The sequence below is a fragment of the Streptacidiphilus anmyonensis genome (assembly GCF_000787855.1).
In the GTDB taxonomy this organism is placed as follows: Bacteria; Actinomycetota; Actinomycetes; order Streptomycetales; family Streptomycetaceae; genus Streptacidiphilus; species Streptacidiphilus anmyonensis.
The window spans coordinates 150,205-169,140 of sequence record NZ_BBPQ01000005.1 but is presented as its reverse complement, the minus strand read 5'-3'; the positions used below and the strand labels follow the sequence as shown (position 1 = coordinate 169,140).

The window sequence follows — 18,936 nt, the reverse complement described above, 5'->3', positions numbered from 1 at the left end:
CTCCTTCGAGGCAGGGTGAGGGTCGGTCAGGAAGTGGCGGGGGCGAGAGCGGGCTCCTCGCCGGGCTCCGCCGTAGGCTCGGCGGCGAACCGCTCGTAGACGCGCGGCCTGCTGGCGCGCACCCGCAGCGCGTAGCCGAGGCCTGCCGCGAAGGCGGCCGGGACGAGCAGGATCAGCGTCAGGTCGACGGTGGACGAGGCACCGGTGAGCAGGTTGATGTTCGCGACCACCAGCCACAGCGCCGCGCCCAGCAGCAGCGTGGCGACGGCCGGGGCGACGACCGTGCGCAGCGGTCCCTCGCCGTGGGAGACGCGGCGGAAGTACAGCGGAACGGCGACGGCCGCGAGCAGCTGGAGCGCGACGAGCGCCAGCATGCCGGGGGTGTTCACCCACAGCAGCAACTGCGTGTACGGGTCCGCCCCGGCGGCGGCGAAGGCGACGACGACCACGACGGCCAGCACGGTCTGCGCGACGCCCGCGACGTAGGGCGAGCGGTGCCTGGGGTGGATCCGCCCGAGCGAGGCGGGCAGCACGCCCTCCTCCGCCATGGCCAGGACGTAGCGGTTGGTGGCGTTGTGGAAGGCGAGCAGGGAGGCGAGGAGGCTGGTGACGATCAGCACGTGCATCACGTCGGCGGCCCACGGGCCGACGTAGCCGCTGATGGCGGAGAAGAACAGCCCGGTGGGGTCCTTGGCCGCAGCCGCGACGACCTGCCGGTCGCCGTAGGCCTGGATGACGGTCCAGACGATGAAGGCGTAGAAGAGGCCCAGGAAGGCGACGGCGATGTAGGTGGCGCGCGGGATGCTGCGCGCCGGATCCCGGGCCTCGCGGCGGTAGATGACGGTGGACTCGAAGCCGGTGAACGCGGCGAAGGCCATGGCCAGCACGCCGGGCATGCCTCCCGCCGTCATCCGGCTCGGCGCGAACGCGCTGAGCGAGAGGCCGTGCGCGCCGCCCTTGGCCAGCACGGCCACGGCGAGCAGCACCAGGATCGCGGTCTCGGCGAGCAGCAGGACGCCGAGCACCTTGGCGCCGAAGTCGATCGACCGGAAGCCCCCGAACCAGATGACGGCGACGCCGGTCAGCGCGAGCACAGGCCACGGCACGTTCCAGCCCGTGAGCGACGCGAGCGTGTCGTGGGTCGCTGAGCCGAGCAGCCCGTAGACGCCGATGTTCATCGCCAGGTAGCCGAGCAGTGCCAGCAGCGCCGCGCCGAAGCCGGCCGGGCGGCCGAGCCCGCGGGTGATGTAGGCGTAGAAGCCGCCGCCGTGGCGGACGTGCCGGCTCATGGTGGTGAACCCGACGGCGAAGACCGCGAGCGTGATGCCCGCGGCGAGGTAGGCCGCGGGGGCGCCGATGCCGCCGATCAGCAGGGCGAGCGGGGCGACCCCGGCCATCACCGTGAGCGGCGCGGCGGCGGAGACCACGAAGAAGGCGATGTCGGCGGTGCCGAGGGTGCCCCGGCGGAGGGTGGGGGCGGCGTCGGTGGCTCTGGCCGAGTCGGAGGTTTCAGTCATGGGGGTGCCCTTCTGCGGCGCGGCCGATAAACCTAAAGCTTGATGGTTTTGGCACCTTAGACCGCACGGATACGCTCTGGGAAGACCCGAATTTCCCGATCACGCGGAGGGGATCCGCCATGGGGCGACCCAGCAAGGCCCTGCTCGACAGGGAGCGGATCGCCGCGACCGCGCTCGACCTGGTCGACGCCGAGGGCGACTTCAGCGTCCCCAAGATCGCCCGCCGCCTCGGCGTGCAGACCGCCTCCGTCTACCACCACGTCGAGGGCCGTGCCGGGATCGTCGAACTGCTGCGTGTCCGCATCGCGGAGGACATCGACGCGTCCACGCTCGAACTGCGGCCCTGGGACCTCGCCCTGGAGGCGTGGGCCCGCTCCTACCGCGCCGCGTTCGCCGCCCATCCGCGCGCCATCCCGCTGTTGACGACGTCTCAGATCGCCGCCCCCGAGGTGCTCGCGCAGTACGAGCAGGGCGTGGCGACGCTGCTGGAGGCGGGGTTCGCGCTGGAGTCGGTGATGCCCGTGATCACCGCGATGGAGAACATCGTGCTGGGCTCGGCACTCGACCTCGCCGCCCCCGAGATCATGTGGCAGCCCAACCCGGACGGTTCCACGCCCCTGCTGGCCCAGGCCCTCGCGGCGGTCCCCGGCCCCGGCCGCGCGGACCAGGCGTTCGAGATCGCTCTCACGGCCTTCCTGGACCACGTCCGCGCGCTCGTGCCCACCGCCACGGCTTAGCCCTCCCGGGGAGACTCCATGCTCGACGCCACCGACGCCGCACTCGTCGCCGCCCTGCAACGCGACGGGCGGGCCAGCTTCCAGGAGCTGGCGAACGAGGTCGGGATCTCCCGGGAGGCCGCGCGGGCGCGCGTGCAGCGGCTGCTGGACCGGCGGGAGGTGCGCGTCGTCGGGATCGTCGCGCCCGAGGTGGTCGGGCTCGGCGCGCTCGCGCACGTCTCCGTCGAGGCGGTGGGCGACAGCGCCGCCGCCGCGCGCGTCCTGGCCGGGCGGGACGCGGTGATGTTCCTGTCCCGCACGGCCGGACGGCGTCAGCTCGTCGCGGACGTCCGCGCCCGCGACGCCGCCGCGCTCGACGTCGAGCTCGCGGCGATCCGGTCCGCGCCGCAGGTGCGCGGCATCGAGGTGGTCCGCTGCGTCGAGTTGGTCAAGGAGGCCTACTCGTCGAACTGGGCCTCCTCGGCCTCCTCCGCGTCCTCCGCGTCCTCGCCGGGCGGCCGCGAGGCGCCCGCCCGGGAACGCGCCGCGACGCCGGCTCCCGATGAACGCGACCGCGCGTTGCTCGCGCTGCTCCAGCGCGACGGCCGGACGAGCTACACCGACCTGGCCGAGCGCGTCGGCCTCTCCCAGGCCGCCACCCGCGCCCGGGTGCTGCGCCTGATCGACTCCGGCGCGGTGCACGTCACCGGCCTGGTCGCGTCGGCGGCGGTGGGCGTGCGCGAGGCGGCCGGGATCGGGATCGGCGTGGAGGCGGACGCCGGTTCGGTCGCCGCGGCCGCGGCGGCGATCGAGGGCGTCAACTTCGTGATGACCGGGCACGGGCGGTTCGACCTGGTCTGCGGGGTGGACGCGCCCGACCGGGCCCGGCTGCTGGCGACCCTCGACCGGCTGCGGGCACTCCCGGGCGCGGTCCGCTCCGAGAGCTGGGTCCACCTGGAGATCGTCAAGGAGGACTACGCGCAGATTTCGCCCATCTGACGGGCGATTTCGTGGGGCAAGGCGTACTTCTCGAATGAATCGCAGGCAGCATGGCAAAAAGCCTGCAATTCCCTCTCTAGCGAGCCTTGACGCCGTCTTTTCGCCTGCCCTCTAATGGCCGGACCACCCCGTCCGCGTCCAGCAGAGAGCCCGATACGGATGCCGTCTCCCACCCCGGCCCCAGCACCCGCTGAAGCCGCCGAGCTGCCCAGATCACTCGGCGTCTTCGGCGCGGTCATGTTGACGCTCTCCTGCGTCACCCCCGCCTCGTCCCTGTTCATCGTCGTGCCGCCGCTGCTGATGACCCTCGGCAGCGGCACCGTCCAGGCGCTGCTCATCGCCGCCGTCCTCTCCCTCGGCGTCGGCCTGTGCTACGCGGAGCTCGGCACGCTGGTGCCGAGTGCGGGCGGCGAGTACTCGATCGTCGGGCAGCTGCTGGGCCGGATGACCGGCTGGCTGGTCTTCGTCATCTCGATCGTCTCGCTCGTCGTCATCCCGCCGATCATCGCGCTGGGCACCGCCGACTACATCGGCTCGATCGTCCACGTCGACGCCCGCTACGCGGGCGCCGCGGTGATGCTGATCGCGGTCTGCGTCGGCGTGCTCGACATCAAGTCCAACGCGCTGATCACCGGGCTCTTCCTCGGCATCGAGATGCTGGCCGCCGCGCTCGTCAGCGTGCTCGGCTTCGCCCACGCCAGGCAGCCCCTGTCCACCCTGCTGCACGCCGGCGTCCCCGACGGCCACGGCCACACCTCGCCGATGACCGCCGCCCTGCTGGTCTCCGGTCTCGCCGTCGCGCTGTTCACCTACAACGGCTTCGGCACCGCGATCTACCTCTCCGAGGACCTCGTCGAGCCGCGCCGCACCGTCTCCCGGACCGTGCTGTGGTCGCTGCTGGCGGGCGTCGTCGTCATCACCGTCCCGGTGACCGCGATCTGTCTGGGCGTCAGCTCACCCGACCAGCTGGCCGCGGGGGATCTGGTCGCGATCGTCGACTCCTGGGCCGGCACCGGCGTCGGCACCTTCGTCAGCCTCTGCGTCGCCGCCGCGATCCTCAACGCCGTCATCGTGATGGTGCTGCAGAACGGCCGCGTGCTGTTCGCCTCCGCCCGCGACCGCACCTGGCCCGACCCGGTCAACCGGGCGCTGGGCCGGATCCACCCGCGTTGGGGCTCGCCCTGGGTCGCCACCCTCGGCATCGGTCTGCCGGGCGTCGTCCTCGCTCTCGCCGTCGACATCAACGCGCTGCTGGGCTTCACCGGCGTCGTCGTCGCGGTCATCTACCTGCTGCTCGGCGTCGCCGCGCTCACCGCGCGGACCCGCCGCCACCGGGCCACCCGGGCCTGGCGGATGCCGCTGTGGCCGGTCGCGCCGGTGGTCACCGTCGCGTCGCTGGCCTACGTGCTGACGCAGCAGACCGCGCACGACCTGATCGTCACCGGCATCGTCCTGGCCGCGGGCGCGGTGTACTGGCTCTGCTACCTGCGCCCGCGGTCCGCCACCCACTGGCAGCTCAGTCTCCCGGCTGACGAACGCCCGGCCGAGCCGTCCACCGCCGACGCTGTCGGCGAGGCCGTCACCGCAAGCACCGCAAGCACCGCACGCTCGGAGATCCTGTGAACCGCCCCGCCGATCTGGTCATCCACAACGCCCACGTCCACACGGTCGACCCCGACCTCCCGCGCGCCGAGGCCGTCGCCGTCCGCGACGGCGAGATCGTCTGGGTCGGCGCCGAGGACGGCTGGACCGCCTGGCGCGGCCAGGACACCGAGGTGGTCGACGCCCGCGGCCGCCTGCTGCTCCCCGGCTTCATCGACGCGCACAACCACGTCCGCCTCGGCTCCGACGCCGCCTGCGTCCAACTCGCGGGCGCTCGAAGCCTGGAGGAGATCGGCGCGCGGATCGCCGCGTGGCTGGAGCGCCACCCGGACGCGGAGTGGGTCGAGGCCGAGGCCTTCGACTACTCCGCGATCCCCGACGGCCGCATGCCGACCGCCGCCGACCTCGACGCCTTCACCGGCGACCGCCCGGCCCTCGTCCTCAGCTACGACGTGCACACGGCCTGGCTCAACACCGCCGCGCTGAGCCGCCTGGGCATCGACGCGGACACCGGGCAGACCGCCTACGGCACCGTGCAGAAGAACCCGGAGACCGGTGAACCGACCGGATTCCTCACGGACTTCGCCGTACGCGGCCTCTCCCGCGACGGCCACCGGGCGCTGCGCGCGGCCGGCGTCCCGTGGGCGCACCCGGACCGCCAGTACCGGCGGCTGTGCGAAAGCCTGGACCTGGCGGCCGGGTTCGGCATCACGACCGTCGTCGAGCCGCAGAACTCCCTCGACGACCTGGAGTTGTTCGAGCGGGCGGTCGCGGAGGGACGGCTGCGTTCCCGGCTGGTCGCCGCGCTCTTCCACCCGCGCGGCACGACCGAGGCGGAGCTCGCCGAGTTCGCCGAGGCCGCACGCCGCCACGGCGGCGACCGGATGCGCGTCGGCCCGCTCAAGCTGTACATCGACGACGTCGTCGAGCCGCACACCGCCGCCCTGTTGGAGCCGTACGCGGGCCACGCCCACCACCGCGGCGAGACGTTCTACCCGCCGGCGGAGTTCGCGACGACCGTCACGGCGCTGGACGCGGCGGGCTTCCAACTCTTCGTCCACGCCACGGGCGACCGCGGGATCCGCACGGTCCTCGACGCCTTCGAGCACGCCCGCGCGGTCAACGGCCGTCGCGACTCCCGCCACCAGGTCGTCCACGTCGAGTGCCTCGACCCCGCCGATGTCGCCCGCTTCGCGGAACTCGACGTCGTCGCCTGCATGCAACCCCGCCACTGCGCCCCCGACATCGCCGGACCCGGCCAGGACTGGGCGGAGGCCGTCGGCAAGGACCGCTGGACCAAGGCCTGGCCGATGCGGACGCTGCACGCGTCCGGCGCGCGGCTGGCGTTCTCCAGCGACTGGAACGTCGCCGAGATGGACCCGATGGTCGGCCTCTACACCGCGGTGACCCGGCAGGCGCCCGCGGGTGGCCCCGCGTGGATGCCGGAGGAGACCGTCGACCTCGCGACGGCGATCCACGGCTACACGATGGGCAGCGCCTGGGCCAACCACCTGGACGAGCGGCTCGGCTCCATCACCGTCGGCAAGCAGGCGGACCTGGTGCTCCTCTCCCGCGACCTCTTCGCGATCGCGGACCCGCGCGAGATCCTCGACACGGTCGTCGACCTCTCCACGGTCGGCGGCGAGATCGTCCACCGGCGCTGACGCCCCGCAGCCTCCGGCGCTGACGCCCCGCAGCCTCCGGCGCGCCCCCGGACCGGCGGCCGTCCGCCGCTGCCGTGGTCTGTGGGGCGGGGTGGTGCCGTGTCGTCCGCGGGCCCTTGGCGGGGGCCGCGGACGGGACGCCATGGGCCGGGCGGCCTGCGGCTGTCGCCCACTTCCGGACCTGACACGTGGCGAGGCCCGGGCCGGCCGCCGTCCCGCGTCCGCGGTGGCCTCTGGGGTGGGGTGGTGCTGTCGTCGGCGGGCTCTTGGCGGGAGCCGCCCCGCCGGGGACGCCATGGGCCGGGGCCGACCGCGGCTGTCGGCCACTTCCGGACCTGACCCCTGGTGAGGCCCCGGGCCGGGCCGCCTGAGGGGAGGAGTGACGCCGACCCGTGACGGCCGACGTGCCCGCGCCCACCGGCGGGCGCGCGCGGGGGCGGGCCGGTGGGCGCGGCTGCAGTGGGTGGGGCCGTCGCCGTCAGGCGGAGGCGCACTCCGGGTGGCCCCAGCTCGCGCCGACCTTGGTGATCTTGTCGCCCTTCGCGTACGGGCGGGAGCACGGGCAGGTGCCCGGGTACCGCGCCGCGAGGGTGCGGCCGGTGCCGCCGCCCGTGCCGCTGCCGGAGCGCGCGGGCTTGGCGACCTTGGCGCGGCCCGCGGGCGTCACCGGGTCCGGGACGGGCAGGTCGGACGAGGTGCCGGAGGCGTCCCGCTGGTGGCGGGCGGCGTCGCTGGCGGCCTTGTCCGCGATCGCGTTCAGCGGGTCGCCGTCGACCTGGTGCGCGGCGACGTAGACGAAGGAGACATCCCGGTCGGCGAGCAGCGCGTCGATGTGCTGGATCAGCTCCTGGTTGGCGACGGGCTTCCCGCCGGCCGTGCGCCAGCCGTTGCGCTTCCAGTTGGCGAGCCACTTGGTGACCGCGTCGCGCGTGTACGTGGAGTCGAGCCTGACCTCCAGCGGGACGGCGGGGTCCGTGGCCTCCAGCAACTGCTCCAGCGCGGTCAGCTCGCCCACGTTGTTGGTGCTGTGCCCGAGCGCGCCCGCGCGCCAGCGTTGGGGGGCGCCGGAGGAGTCGGCGATGACGTAGGCCCAGCCTGCGGGGCCGGGATTGCCTTTGGCGGCGCCGTCACAGGCGGCGATGATGCGGTCGACCATGTATCGATCATCCCAGGTCCCGCGAGTGCTTCCGCCGAACGGCGGGTTCCGGATCGCGGGTGCTGTCCGGCTGCCGTTCACTGGTCGAACCGGCCTGTACTCAGCCGGACGCCGTTCGGTCGGAAGGGGCAGGCATGTCGGACGAGACGCCCACGCCGGACGAGAGGCCGTCCACGCCGGACGACAGCGGCACACCAGGCGGCACGCGCCCGCCGGGCGACGGCAGTACTCCTGGCGGGACGCCCACGCCGGACGACAGCGGCACCCCCGACGTGACGCGCCCGCCGGGCGACAGCGGCACCCCGGGCGGGACGCCCGCGCCCGGCGGCTCGGGCAAACCGGACGACGCGGAGCTGCGGCGGCTCCGGGCGCAGGTGGCCGAGCTTCAGGCGCCAAGGCAGCGCTGGAAGTCCGCCCTCTCCGCCGTGCTGATCACCGTGGCGTGCATCCTCGCGCCGCTGTCGATCGTCGCGTCCTGGGCGTCCAGCATCATCGGCGACACCAACCGCTACGTCGCCATGGTCGCGCCGCTGCCCGCGAACCCCGACGTCCAGGCGGCGATCGCGAACCGGACCGCGCAGGCGGTCTCCCAGCACATCGACGTGAACACCCTGCTGGAACAGGTCGCGCCCACGGACCGGCCGAAGCTGGACGCGGCCCTCGGCAAGCTCAGCGGGCCGATCGACAACGCGATCACGAGCTTCGTCCAGAAGCAGACACAGAACGTCGTCGCCAGTTCCTGGTTCCAGGGCTTCTGGGAGGACGCCAACCGTCGCATCCACCAGACCATGGTGAAGGCCCTGACCGGCCAGGGCGGCGGCGCGGTGCAGCTGACGCAGAACTCGGTCGTGATCGACCTCGCCCCGGTGATCGACCAGGTCAAGCAGCGGCTGGTCAGCAACGGCATGACGATCGCCGCGAAGATCCCGGAGATCCACACGGACTTCACCGTCGTCGACGACAAGAACATCGGGAAGGCCAAGACCGGGTTCCGGCTGCTCCAGATCGTCGGCAACTGGCTGCCCGTCATCGGCGTGGTGCTGGCCGTCGTCGGCGTCTGGCTGGCCAGACGCTGGCGACGGGCCGCGGTCGCGGCGTCGTTCGGGATCGCCTTCGGCGCGCTGGTGCTCGGCATCGGGTTGACCGTCTTCCGGGCGATCTATCTGGACAAACTTCCCGCCGATGTCAACCAGGGCGCGGCCAAGGCGATCTACGATCAGTTGGTGCTGTTCCTGCGGACGGCCGTCCGCTCGGTCGTGGTGCTCGGCGTCGCCGTCGGCCTCGGCTTCTGGTACACCGGCCACGGTCGCAGGGCCGCACGCGTCCGCGGTGCGATCACCGGCAGCCTCGACGCTACCCGCGGCTCGCTGGAGCGGGCGGCGGGCATGAAGCTCGGGCCGGTCGGACCGTTCGTCCACCGCTACTACAAGTGGATCATGTGGATCGTGCTGGCGGCCGGCGCGCTGACGCTGGCGCTGTGGTCCTACCCCACCGGATGGGTGGTTTTCTGGATCGTGGTCATCGTGGCGGTCGTGCTGCTGGTGGTCCGCTTCCTCGACGAGGAGCGGCCGGCCGCTTCGGCGACGCCCGAGGGTCTGGAGGGTTCGTGATGGTTGCGGAGAAGCCGGAGAAGGCGGAGAAGTCGGAGAAGTCGTCGGACACGGCGAAGAAGGAGACCGGGCCTAAGTCGGTGCCGCAGGTCGCGCGGCTGGGCGAGGAGGAATCGCGCGGGCGCGACGTGCGCAAGACGGTGCCCCGCTCCTCGCAGGGCCCGTGGACGCCGCCGAAGGACCGCACCGATCCGATCTCCATCCTGGAGGCGCAGGCCGCCACCCGTGTGCCGGAGCTCGTGCCGATCCGCTACGGCAGGATGGCCGCCACCGAGTTCGCCTTCCTGCGCGGCGGCCCCGCGATCATGGCGGCGGATCTCGCCTCGTCGCCGAACACCGGGCTGACCGTGCAGCTGTGCGGGGACGCGCACCTGTCGAACTTCGGCTTCTACGCCTCGCCCGAGCGTGCCCTGCTCTTCGACCTGAACGATTTCGACGAGACCCTGCCGGGCCCGTTCGAGTGGGACGTCAAGCGGCTGGCCGCGTCCGTGGCCGTGGCCTCGCGCCAGAACGGCCAGTCCGAGAACGACGCGACCGCGGCCGCCCAGGCTGCCGCCCGCGCCTACCGCGAGCACATGCGCGAGCTGGCCACCTGGACCGAGCTGGACGTCTGGTACGAGCGGGTGGACACCCAGGACCTGCTCACCGAGGTGCGCAAGCGCAACCGCGCCGAAGCGGAGCAGATGCTGACCAAGGCCCGGCGCCGCACCAGCCTCCAGGCGCTGGAGAAGCTGACCGAACCCGGTCCGGACGGCGAGCCGCGGATCAAGCACGACCCTCCGCTGATCCAGTCGATCGGGATGCGCGACCTCGGCATCGTCCAGGAGACCTTCGAGGACTTCCTGCACAGCATGCAGGAGGATCTCCGGGTGCTGCTGGAGCGGTTCAAGGTCGTCGACGCGGCGCTCAAGGTGGTCGGCGTGGGCAGCGTCGGCACCCGCTGCTTCGTCGCCCTGCTGGCCGGGACGACGGTCGGCGACCCGCTGATGCTCCAGATCAAGGAGGCGGAGCAGTCCGTGCTGGCGGCACACCTGGCTCCGAGCAAGCACCGGCACCAGGGCCAGCGCGTGGTCGTCGGGCAGCGGCTGCTCCAGGCGGCCAGCGACATCTTCCTCGGCTGGGCCACCGGTCCCGCCGGACGCTTCTTCTACTGGCGTCAGCTGCGCGACATGAAGGGCTCGCTGGAGATCGAGCGCCTCGACGCGCGGATGCTGCTGCGCTACGCCCAGGTCTGCGGCCGCACCCTGGCCCGCGCCCACGCCCGCTCCGGCATGCGTGCGGAGATCGCCGAGTACCTCGGCCGCAGCGACGTCTTCGACCGCGCGGTGGCCTCCTGGGCCGCGGGCTACGCGGAGCAGACCCACCTCGACCACGCGGCCCTGCTGGCCGCGATCGCCCAGGGCCGGGTCAAGGCCGTCAGCGACGTCTGACGCCGGGCGGTGGGAGTACGGGGGCGGGCCAGGTCGGCATGGGCGCGGGAGCGCCCGCGTTGCTGCTGAACGGGTGAGCGCCGCGCGCGCTGAACGCTCGGGGCGGAGTCCGGCGCGCCGAGCAGGGCTGTCGCGGATAGCGTGTCGGCACCGACACGCGTGCGGACGAAAGGGTGCCGATGACGGACAGGCCGGCTCGTCGGCCGCAGCTGCTGGCGCAGGCCGCGCTGCTCTGCGCGGCGGGGGCGGTCGCCGCCGTGGCGTTCACCGGTCTGCACGGGCTGCTTGTGCTGTTCTGCGCCTTGATCGCGCTGGCGGTCACCGCTGTCGGCGCGTGGTGGACGCTCGCCCACCACGGCCTGCCGCGCGTGATCGGGGCCGTCGTGGCCGTCGCCGCGCCGATCGGGGTGTTCGTGCTGGCCGTCAGCTCGCGGGAGGCGCTCGTCGTCCTGCTCGCGCTCGTCCTCTGGGGTGTCGCGCTCCTCTTCGCGCGGTCCGCGCTGCGGGCGGCCCGGCCGCCCAAGCCGATGCCGGCGGTGGAGACCCCGCCGCCGCGACGGCCCGTGCTGATCATGAACCCGAAGTCGGGCGGCGGCAAGGTCGAGCAGTTCGGGCTGGTCCGGCGGGCCGAGGAGCTGGGCGCGCGCGTGGTGCTGCTGGACACCTCCGTGCAGCAGGACGTCGCCGGGATCGCCCGCCAGGCCGTCGCCGAGGGCGCCGACCTGCTCGGCGTCGCCGGAGGCGACGGCACCCAGGCCCTGGTCGCCGCGGTCGCGGCCGAGCACGGCCTGCCGTTCCTGGTCATCTCCGCCGGCACCCGCAACCACTTCGCCATGGACCTCGGCCTCGACCGGACCGATCCCGCGACCTGCCTCGACGCGCTGCGCGACGGCGTCGAACTCCGCGTCGACCTCGGCCGGGTGGGAGGCCGGACCTTCGTCAACACGGTCTCCTTCGGCGCCTACGCGCAGATCGTGCAGAGCCCGCAGTACCGCGACGCCAAGACCGCCACCGCCCTGGACGCGCTGCCCGAGCTGCTGCTCGGCACGGGAGGCCCGCACCTGACCGCGCTCGCGGGCGACCATCGCCTCGACGCGCCGCAGGCGCTGCTGATCAGCAACAACCCCTACGCCGCGCCCGACCCGATCAGCCTGGGCCGCCGTCCGCGTCTGGACCGCGGCGTGCTGGGCGTCCTCGGCATCCGCGTCGACGGCGCCGCCCAGGCGGCGGACCTGGCGCTGCGCGGCGACCGCGCGGCCGGTCTGACGGTGCTGTCGGCGCGTCAGGTCACCGTCGACGCGGACGCGGTCGAGATCGCGGTCGCCGTGGACGGCGAGGCGCTGTTCCTGCCGACGCCCGTCGTCTGCTCCCTGGCCGCCCGCGCCCTGCGGGTGCGCGTGCCGCGCGACCGTCCCGGCGCGGATCCGAACCAGCAGGTCCACGCCCGCCGTCTCGACTGGCGCGACGTCGCCCGTCTCGCCTTCCTCCGTCCGATGGAGAACCGCCCGTGAAAGACGCCGTCCTGCACGACCTCGCCACCCTCGACGGCGCGCTGTACGCCGCCGTGGCGGCCACGGACACGCCCGCGCTGGACGTCGGGCTGCGCAGGCTCTCGCACGCCGCGAACAACTCGAAGATCAACCTCTCGATCGCGGCGGCCCTCACCCTCCTCCCGGGGCGCTGCCGGACGGCGGGCCTGGCGGGGGCGGCGGCGGTCGGTCTGGCCTCCTTCAGCGCCAACCTGCTCGGCAAGAGCCTGGTCCGCCGCCCCCGTCCGGACCGCGAGGCGGCACAGGTCCGCGTCGACCGTCACGTGCCGATGCCCAGTTCGGCGTCGTTCCCCTCCGGGCACACGGCGTCGGCGTTCGCGCTGGCGACGACGGTGGGCACGGTCCTGCCGGTCACCGCGGCCCCGCTGGGGCTGCTGGCCTGCGCGGTCGGGTACTCCAGGGTCCATACGGGCGTGCACTACCCGGGCGACGTGGTGGCGGGAGCGGTGCTGGGAACGACCTGCGCGTCGGCGGTCCTGGCCGTGACCCGGAGACTCGCGGCCCGTCAGGGCCGCTCCGGGTAGCCCGTGCGGGCCTGCCCGGCGTCTCTCGCGTCCCTCGCGTCCCTCGGGTCTCGTCCCCGGCCCCGCCGGGTCGGGGAACCGTTCGGTGACCGGGCTCAGCCCGAGGCGGGGCCGCCGGGGGTCGGGTCGAGGTAGACGCGGGCGATCTGCGGGTAGCGGGTCCTCAGCCGACGCTCCGCCTGCTCGCACCGGGCCTCGATCTGCGCGGCGGTGGCCGAGGGGTGTCGCGCGTCGGGCGGCTGGTCGCCGTGCCGCAGGGCGGTGAACAGGAGCCCCTCGGTGACGGTGTCGGCGAAGGACTGTGCGGCCTCGGAGAGCATCGCGCTGGAGCCGCTGATCGTCCCGGCGATCACCTTGGCGACGGCGACGCCGAGATTGGCGGCGCCCGCGACCACCACGGTGCCGACGCTCTCCTTGTTGGCCACCCGGTTCCCCTCCTGCCTCGGGTGCGGTCCTGCGGATCAGGCGAGCAGCTTGTCCTTCGCCTTCTGGTACTCCTCGTCCGTCAGCGCGCCGCTGCGCCGCAGCTCGGCGAGCTTGGCAAGCTCGTCCACGTGGCTCGAGCCGCCACCACCGCCACCGCCCGCACCGCCGTCGGGGGCTGCGGCGGCGTCGCGGACGTACTGCTTGAACGCGGCGTCGGCCTGCTGCGCCTGGTCGATGTCCCGCTGGGTCATACCCCGGCCACGGGCGATGACGTAGACGAGGACGCCCAGGAAGGGCACCAGGATCACGAAGACGATCCAGAGCGCCTTCACTCCGCCGCCCATGTCGTGGCTGCGGAAGATGTCGGTGAGGACCTTGAAGAGCAGGAAGAACCAGAGGATCCAGAGGAAGAACTCCAGCATCGTCCAGAAGATGTCGAGCAGCGGGTAGTTGGACATGGTCCCTCCTCCGGGGCGGTTGCTGGAGAAAAGACATATCAGGACATATGGCGGCCCGCGCGGCGACGCGTTCACCCGCCCGGCTCAACCGGCGGGCGCCCCGGCGCCCCGGCCTCCCCGGGACTCCTGGTCACCGGTGCGTGCAGCAGCGGCTGCAGCGGCGGGTGCTGGGCGAGCACCGCGCCGAGCGTGATGCCGAAGACGATCGCGGCGGAGAGCACGATCAGCCAGGAGAGGAGGGTCAGCACCAGACCCAGCGACCCGTAGTCCTGGAGCGTGCGGTTGAGCGCGTTCGGCATGTACAGGCGTGCGGTCAGGGACAGCGCGGTCGTCGCGGTCGCGCAGAGCACCGCGCCCGGCAGCAGCGGCAGCCAAGCGACCCGGCGCACCAGCAGCAGGTGCTGCGTCCACCACCACAGCACCACGCTCGCGAGGAACGTCAGCGGGATGCCCAGCCACAGACCGGCGCCGAACCCGTCGCGCAGCAGCCCCTGCACCAGCACGAAGCCGACCAGGCAGATGATCCAGACCAGCCACCGCCACGCCGCCGGACGGCTCCGCGCCTTCGGCATCGCCCAGGCGTCCGCGCACACCCGCGCGATGACGCGGCTGCAACTGGTGGCGGAGAGCAGCGCCATCACCAGGCCGATCCAGCCGACGGTCTGCTGGAGGCTCCCGGAGCCGTTGCTCGCCTGCACCACCTGCTTCACCTGCTGGGCACTGTCGCCGGTCAGTCCGAACGTCGCCCGCAAGGAGGAGAGCATCCGGCTCCGGAAGCTGTCGGGGCCGAACGCGCCGAGTGCGAACAGCAGCGGGATCGTCGTCAGGAACAGCTGCGCGGCCAGCCGTGTCGCCGCGTCCATCAGCCCCACGTTCACAATCCGCACCAGCAGCGCCCCGACCACGGGCCACCGGTCCTGCATCGACTCGAACCGTCCCAGCGCCGCCGCCCTGGTCGCCTTGAGGCGCGCCTGTGCCCTGCGCAGCGCCTCGGGAGCGGACACGGACCCTCCCCTGCTGCCTGCTGCGGAACGACGGGTCCCTGCCATCGTGTCCGCAGCCGGCCGCGGGGATGACCCGCTACTGCTCCGTTCGGGCGGCGGTCGCCGCGTCGCGCGCAGCCGCCTCGCCGCTACGCCGCTACGCCTCCGAGGACGGGGGCGCGGGCGGGGACGTCGGCGGCGGCGGGACGGTGCCCTGGTGCAGCGCGGCGAGGCGGCGGTGGTAGTCGTCGACGTCGATGTCCCCGCGGGCGAGCCGCTCGGCGAGGATCTGCTCCGCCGAGCCGCCTGCGGGCGCGCCCGGCGTGTAGCCGGAAGCGGAGCCGGGCGGCGGCGCCGGCACGGTGTGAGCGGCGCCGTTGCGGCCGGACCACCGGCCGCGGTGGGTGAGGGCGCGGACGATCAGGATGATCGCCAGCACCAACAGCACCCAGAAGAGCACCATCGTGATCCCCGAGAACACCCAGAACCAGCCGTGGTTCCCGGCCCCGTGGATGCGAAGAGGTCCGTACGGTCCCATGGTCCTCGCCTGCCCTGTCCTGCCTGACCTGCGAAATGCTCGGACACCCGGCTGATACCCGCCGACCGGCCCCGCCGTATGAAGACGCGATGAGAATCCGGCTCAACTCAACCGCGCAGACGCGCGCACACCGCGCGCATCGCGCGCCGGACGGCCTCGCTGGACTCCTGTGTCGGCTCCTCCACGTCGAAGCCGTGGCGGCCGTTCGGCACGTCGACGAGCTCCACCGTCGCGCCGCACTCGCCTGCGGCCGCAAGGAACGAGGCCACGGTCTCGGCGATCTCCGGCGACTCCAGGCCGACGCGGGTCAGCACGACCGGCAGGCCGCCGGACTTCGGCAGCACCGCGGCGGGGGCGAAGCGCGGGTCGACACCGGTCCACCCCGGCAGCGGGGCCAGCACCGGATAGGTCGCGGCGACGCAACGCAGCCACGGCGGGGGAGCGGCGAGGTGGTCCGCCAGCAGCAGGCCCGCGCCGGAGAAGCACCAGACCGCGATCCGCTCCGCGTCGACGCGCGGATCGGCGCGCAGCACCTCCAGGGCCTCGGCGACGTCCGCGGCGGCGGTCGGGTAGTCGGACGGCGTGTGGAGGCGGTGCGACACGACCGCTCCGACGAGGCCCTCGCTCGCCGCGAGTCGGGCGTAGCCGGTGTATAGCGGCCAGTCGCGCGGCGCGGGGACCATGTCCCGCGGCAGCGGGCCGCCGTGCACGAAGAGCACGGCGGGAACGGGATACCCGGCGTCCGGCTGCGGGGCCACCCGCGGCGGCAGGTGCAGGTCGACGCGGCCGCTGCGGACCCGGGCCGCGTCGGGGACGTCCAGCAGGAACGGACGCGCCTGGAACGGCCTGCTCGCGGCGGCCGGAACGAGCCGGTGCCCGTCGCCGGCGGCGGCGCGCAGCAGCGTCGCGGCGAGCTCGTCCGGGCAGGAGAGCATCGGCCAGTGGCCGGTCTCCAGCTCGAAGAACCCGACCCGCGGATCGGCCAGGGCCTGGAACTGCGGCATCCCGGACGACACCAGGCTCTGCACGGCGGCGATGGTCACCCCGCCCGCCGTGCACAGGATCCCGCTGGTCGGCACCGCCGCCAGCGCGCCGGTCAGCCGCAGCGGCTGCGTGAGCGTGCGGCCGGGCTGCGGCGCGGCCAGCGCGGAGAGCCGGTCCAGATCCGCGGCGGTCAATCCGGTGGTGTTCCCCCACCGCTCCCACTCGTCGGGCGCGGGCGCGGGCACCGTCGCCTCCGGCGACTCCCGCAGCAGCTCCCGCAGGCCGGCGTCGGGCACCAGGGTGATCCCCGCGTCGCCGTCCTGCGGCAGTCCGGAGTCGAGGTACACGATCCGCGCCGCGCGGTCCACACGCTGCTGCGCCGCGCCGAGCACGGGAAGGATGGCGTACCCGTGCCCGACGAGCACCACCTGCGGCGCGGCGACGTCGTCGATCAGCCGGACCACATCTGCGATGTGGGTCTCGAGGTCGGCCTCGGCCTCGTCCTCCTCCGGGTGATCTCCCGAGGCCGGCGCATCGCCACCCGCCCCGGTCAACTGCGCGGTGTGCACCTCCGCACCCGCCTCGCGCAGGCGCTCGCCCACCCGCTCCCACAGCAGTCCGCCCGTGAAGGGGCCGGAGGCCAGGACGAACGCGGTCGTGATGTCGTGATCGTTTCGCATGCGGCCACGCTAGGAACTCCCGTTGGGGGAGATTCAAGTCCCGGAGCGGAACTGACTCCAGTGGCTCAGAGCTGGTGTCGACGCGGTGTCCACGGCCCGACCGGCGGCAGGCCCCGGCCTTGCTCCTCGCACTCCGCGCACTGCACGTTGGTCCAGCCCGCGCCGGAGTTGGTATCGACCTCGTTGATCAGTCGGCCGAGCCTGCCGCCGACCCCGCAGCCGATGCAGTGGCCCGGCACCTGCGGCTCGTCGCCGGCCATGGTCACCATTCCTCCCGCCAGTCGGGGTACAGGTCGTGGAGCTGGTCGAGGAGCGTCAACCCTTCAGGCAGCAGCAGGCCAAGGTAGGCAGCACGGCGGAGCCGCTCCCAGATTGCCCGATCCACGACGGGATCCGGCCCTGCGGCGTGCCGCGCGGACTGTTCCTGAGCGGTGGTCATGGCGCCTCCTGATGACGCTCGCAGGCGCACGGGACCCTCACCCAGCCCAGCATGCGGTCCTGGTGGCCAGGGGCATGGCACAGCTCGTGCAGGTCCGGCCAGCGGTCCGCGCCCGTGCGGCATTCGGGCGTCTCGGAGCCACGGGGGAGGGGGTCGCACGTGGCGCGGGCGGTGTGCGCACGGTGCGTGGCGGCGGAGGATTCGGTAACGGCCATGTGACTGACCGTAAGGAGTCCTGATTCGCCGTCGGGGCGGCGATTCTCCGTGATTCCCCGGAGCGGTGCGCAGATCCCTGGTGATGCTCAAGTACGGCCGAGGGAAGCGCGGACAGTGGCGATGACCCGTTGAGCCTGCTGACCGTAGACGGCCGTCTCGCCCAGCCAAGCGAACGCCCTCTCGTAGCGGGCGACGTCAGCCTGATCGTCGAGCCACATCTCCGCGTTGATCATCTCGACGATGACCCTGTCCCGGTCGTAGATCCAGAACGCGTGAGCGGGTGTCCGCCGCAGCGGTGCGGACAGCGGGATCACTCCGAACTTGATCGTGTCGAGGCCCACCAGTCCTGTCAGCCGGTCGAGCTGGGCGGCCATCACGGCCGGAGCCGCCACGCGGGCATGGAGGGCCGACTCCCAGACGATGAACTCGAAGGTCCGGCCCGGCTCGTACAAGACCTCCTGTCGGCGCATACGGGCGCGTAGGGCATCCTCCGTGTCCTTGGGGGACTCGGCGAAGTCGGCGGCCATCGTGAGCAGCGCTCGCGCGTAGTCGGGTGTCTGGAGCAGGCCGGGAACCCGGGCGGACTCGAACGCCCGAGTCAGAGACGTCCTGCGGGACTGCTCGATCCCCTCGTCCTGCCGAGGCCGGTGTCCTGCGGCGAGTTGCCGCCGCCAGGACCGGTACGAGGACTCCGCGCCCAACAGCCGCGCCTTCAGCTCCGTGGCAGCGCCGGGCTTGCCCACGCCCTCCGCCCACGCCACCAGATCCTCCGGCGTGGCCGTCTGCTTCCCGGTCTCCAACTTGGACACCTTGGACTGCGTCCACCCAAGTCGGGCGGCAAGCTGCCTGCCCGTGAGACCGCCCTCGTTCCTCAGCTCCAGGAGCCTGGCTCCGAGGGCGGTCCGAGCGCGCTGGAAGTCGGTGGTCACGCCTCCGACGTTAGCGCCGCCGCGAAGTCCTGCGCAGGCACGGCGAAGTGCCGGGCAGCGTCCCGGATCTGGCAGAGCCGGAGCACCGCGGCGGGATCCGCGGAGACCTCCACGCCGAGCGTGCGGTCCTGTTCATCGAAGACCAGGCGGGCGATGGTCTTCGAGTCGAAGATCCAGACGTCCTCGTCGGGCAGGTCCAGCTCCCTGGCCTTGGACCTCCGCAGGACCCGGATGTCCTCCGGGCTCTCCAGGGAGCTGGCCAGGAGGAACGCCTGGTTCTCCGTCAGCGGCTCGTCCACGATGCGCACCCGGCCGAACGTCTTGCCCTGGTCGAGTTGGCGGATCACGTTCTCCACCCAAGGGTGACCTGGCCGGTCCGGCAACCGGCCCGTCGCCCGAAAGACGGCGAACCGAGGAGACTCCAGGTCGGTGGCGTACTGCCGCCTGCTTTCCAACCTCCAAGCGGTGTGCTCGAAGTCCTCGAAGAAGCGGCTGATCTCGCTGAACGGAAGCAT

General features: G+C 73.0%; 18 protein-coding genes and 1 pseudogene. 8 read left to right on the top strand and 11 right to left on the bottom strand.

Annotated features, from left to right (window positions below):
• Positions 1 to 26 precede the first annotated feature (26 nt).
• Positions 27 to 1,517, bottom strand: a complete 1,491-nt coding sequence (locus tag TR50_RS08320; RefSeq protein ID WP_042416814.1) for an APC family permease — start codon at positions 1,515 to 1,517, stop codon at positions 27 to 29.
• Between the two features lie 119 nt (positions 1,518 to 1,636).
• Here TR50_RS08320 and TR50_RS08315 point away from each other — a divergent pair, with 119 nt between their 5' ends.
• The 4 genes from TR50_RS08315 (at position 1,637) to TR50_RS08300 (ending at position 6,498) form a co-directional block, all read left to right on the top strand.
• Positions 1,637 to 2,254: a TetR/AcrR family transcriptional regulator C-terminal domain-containing protein gene (locus TR50_RS08315; RefSeq protein WP_042416812.1), complete on the top strand. Its 618-nt coding sequence runs from the start codon at positions 1,637 to 1,639 to the stop codon at positions 2,252 to 2,254.
• A gap of 18 nt (positions 2,255 to 2,272) precedes the next feature.
• Positions 2,273 to 3,232 (top strand): Lrp/AsnC family transcriptional regulator, encoded by a 960-nt coding sequence (locus tag TR50_RS08310; RefSeq protein ID WP_042416809.1) that lies wholly within the window; start codon positions 2,273 to 2,275, stop codon positions 3,230 to 3,232.
• 159 nt (positions 3,233 to 3,391) lie between these two features.
• On the top strand, positions 3,392 to 4,855 hold the full coding sequence (locus TR50_RS08305) for an APC family permease (RefSeq protein WP_084699924.1): 1,464 nt from the start codon (positions 3,392 to 3,394) through the stop codon (positions 4,853 to 4,855).
• Entirely contained in the window at positions 4,852 to 6,498 is a 1,647-nt protein-coding gene (locus TR50_RS08300; protein ID WP_042416806.1) for an amidohydrolase, read from the top strand. Before TR50_RS08305 ends, TR50_RS08300 begins: the two co-directional genes overlap by 4 nt.
• Before the next feature lie 478 nt (positions 6,499 to 6,976).
• On the opposite strand, the gene TR50_RS08295 is transcribed toward TR50_RS08300, so the two are convergent.
• Entirely contained in the window at positions 6,977 to 7,654 is a 678-nt protein-coding gene (locus TR50_RS08295; RefSeq protein WP_042416803.1) for a ribonuclease H family protein, read from the bottom strand.
• Between the two features lie 134 nt (positions 7,655 to 7,788).
• On the opposite strand from TR50_RS08295, the gene TR50_RS08290 reads away from it, so the two are divergent.
• The 4 genes from TR50_RS08290 (at position 7,789) to TR50_RS08275 (ending at position 12,768) form a co-directional block, all read left to right on the top strand.
• Positions 7,789 to 9,264 (top strand): hypothetical protein, encoded by a 1,476-nt coding sequence (locus TR50_RS08290; RefSeq protein WP_236654332.1) that lies wholly within the window; start codon positions 7,789 to 7,791, stop codon positions 9,262 to 9,264.
• Positions 9,264 to 10,694 carry a DUF2252 domain-containing protein gene (locus TR50_RS08285; protein ID WP_084699922.1) on the top strand — a complete coding sequence of 477 codons (1,431 nt, stop codon included), beginning with the start codon at positions 9,264 to 9,266 and terminating at the stop codon, positions 10,692 to 10,694. The genes TR50_RS08290 and TR50_RS08285 overlap by 1 nt, the downstream gene beginning before the upstream one ends.
• Positions 10,695 to 10,873: 179 nt before the next feature.
• Positions 10,874 to 12,205 (top strand): diacylglycerol/lipid kinase family protein, encoded by a 1,332-nt coding sequence (locus TR50_RS08280; protein WP_042416799.1) that lies wholly within the window; start codon positions 10,874 to 10,876, stop codon positions 12,203 to 12,205.
• Positions 12,202 to 12,768 (top strand): phosphatase PAP2 family protein, encoded by a 567-nt coding sequence (locus tag TR50_RS08275; RefSeq protein WP_236654331.1) that lies wholly within the window; start codon positions 12,202 to 12,204, stop codon positions 12,766 to 12,768. The genes TR50_RS08280 and TR50_RS08275 overlap by 4 nt, the downstream gene beginning before the upstream one ends.
• Positions 12,769 to 12,986: 218 nt before the next feature.
• Here TR50_RS08275 and TR50_RS48540 read toward each other — a convergent pair.
• The 9 genes and pseudogenes from TR50_RS48540 to TR50_RS08230 all read right to left on the bottom strand — a co-directional run.
• Positions 12,987 to 13,193: pseudogene (locus TR50_RS48540) on the bottom strand (cation efflux transmembrane domain-containing protein); the annotation flags it as partial.
• Between the two features lie 36 nt (positions 13,194 to 13,229).
• Positions 13,230 to 13,652 carry an SHOCT domain-containing protein gene (locus tag TR50_RS08265; RefSeq protein ID WP_042416794.1) on the bottom strand — a complete coding sequence of 141 codons (423 nt, stop codon included), beginning with the start codon at positions 13,650 to 13,652 and terminating at the stop codon, positions 13,230 to 13,232.
• A gap of 71 nt (positions 13,653 to 13,723) precedes the next feature.
• Complete coding sequence (locus TR50_RS08260; RefSeq protein WP_236654330.1) at positions 13,724 to 14,656, bottom strand: YhjD/YihY/BrkB family envelope integrity protein; 933 nt, start codon at positions 14,654 to 14,656, stop codon at positions 13,724 to 13,726.
• A 136-nt stretch (positions 14,657 to 14,792) separates the two neighbouring features.
• On the bottom strand, positions 14,793 to 15,173 hold the full coding sequence (locus tag TR50_RS08255; protein ID WP_052440844.1) for an SHOCT domain-containing protein: 381 nt from the start codon (positions 15,171 to 15,173) through the stop codon (positions 14,793 to 14,795).
• Between the two features lie 107 nt (positions 15,174 to 15,280).
• Positions 15,281 to 16,837, bottom strand: a complete 1,557-nt coding sequence (locus tag TR50_RS08250; RefSeq protein ID WP_042416791.1) for an alpha/beta hydrolase — start codon at positions 16,835 to 16,837, stop codon at positions 15,281 to 15,283.
• A gap of 65 nt (positions 16,838 to 16,902) precedes the next feature.
• Positions 16,903 to 17,097: a hypothetical protein gene (locus TR50_RS08245; protein ID WP_042416788.1), complete on the bottom strand. Its 195-nt coding sequence runs from the start codon at positions 17,095 to 17,097 to the stop codon at positions 16,903 to 16,905.
• A 2-nt stretch (positions 17,098 to 17,099) separates the two neighbouring features.
• Positions 17,100 to 17,276: a hypothetical protein gene (locus TR50_RS46600; RefSeq protein WP_160311093.1), complete on the bottom strand. Its 177-nt coding sequence runs from the start codon at positions 17,274 to 17,276 to the stop codon at positions 17,100 to 17,102.
• A gap of 302 nt (positions 17,277 to 17,578) precedes the next feature.
• Complete coding sequence (locus TR50_RS08235; protein WP_042416783.1) at positions 17,579 to 18,421, bottom strand: helix-turn-helix domain-containing protein; 843 nt, start codon at positions 18,419 to 18,421, stop codon at positions 17,579 to 17,581.
• Positions 18,418 to 18,936, bottom strand: coding sequence for a DUF6879 family protein (locus TR50_RS08230; protein ID WP_042416780.1), 519 nt, complete (start codon positions 18,934 to 18,936; stop codon positions 18,418 to 18,420). Before TR50_RS08230 ends, TR50_RS08235 begins: the two co-directional genes overlap by 4 nt.

Bases quoted from the DNA above. Each gene is read 5' to 3' on its own strand.
- TR50_RS08290 (WP_236654332.1), top strand. From the start codon at position 7,789: ATGTCGGACGAGACGCCCACGCCGGACGAGAGGCCGTCCACGCCGGAC.
- TR50_RS08310 (WP_042416809.1), top strand. From the start codon at position 2,273: ATGCTCGACGCCACCGACGCCGCACTCGTCGCCGCCCTGCAACGCGAC.
- TR50_RS08230 (WP_042416780.1), bottom strand. From the start codon at position 18,936: ATGCTTCCGTTCAGCGAGATCAGCCGCTTCTTCGAGGACTTCGAGCAC.
- TR50_RS08250 (WP_042416791.1), bottom strand. From the start codon at position 16,837: ATGCGAAACGATCACGACATCACGACCGCGTTCGTCCTGGCCTCCGGC.
- TR50_RS08320 (WP_042416814.1), bottom strand. From the start codon at position 1,517: ATGACTGAAACCTCCGACTCGGCCAGAGCCACCGACGCCGCCCCCACC.
- TR50_RS08305 (WP_084699924.1), top strand. From the start codon at position 3,392: ATGCCGTCTCCCACCCCGGCCCCAGCACCCGCTGAAGCCGCCGAGCTG.
- TR50_RS08265 (WP_042416794.1), bottom strand. From the start codon at position 13,652: ATGTCCAACTACCCGCTGCTCGACATCTTCTGGACGATGCTGGAGTTC.
- TR50_RS08315 (WP_042416812.1), top strand. From the start codon at position 1,637: ATGGGGCGACCCAGCAAGGCCCTGCTCGACAGGGAGCGGATCGCCGCG.
- TR50_RS08295 (WP_042416803.1), bottom strand. From the start codon at position 7,654: ATGGTCGACCGCATCATCGCCGCCTGTGACGGCGCCGCCAAAGGCAAT.
- TR50_RS08280 (WP_042416799.1), top strand. From the start codon at position 10,874: ATGACGGACAGGCCGGCTCGTCGGCCGCAGCTGCTGGCGCAGGCCGCG.
- TR50_RS08245 (WP_042416788.1), bottom strand. From the start codon at position 17,097: ATGGCCGGCGACGAGCCGCAGGTGCCGGGCCACTGCATCGGCTGCGGG.
- TR50_RS46600 (WP_160311093.1), bottom strand. From the start codon at position 17,276: ATGACCACCGCTCAGGAACAGTCCGCGCGGCACGCCGCAGGGCCGGAT.
- TR50_RS08255 (WP_052440844.1), bottom strand. From the start codon at position 15,173: ATGGGACCGTACGGACCTCTTCGCATCCACGGGGCCGGGAACCACGGC.
- TR50_RS08285 (WP_084699922.1), top strand. From the start codon at position 9,264: ATGGTTGCGGAGAAGCCGGAGAAGGCGGAGAAGTCGGAGAAGTCGTCG.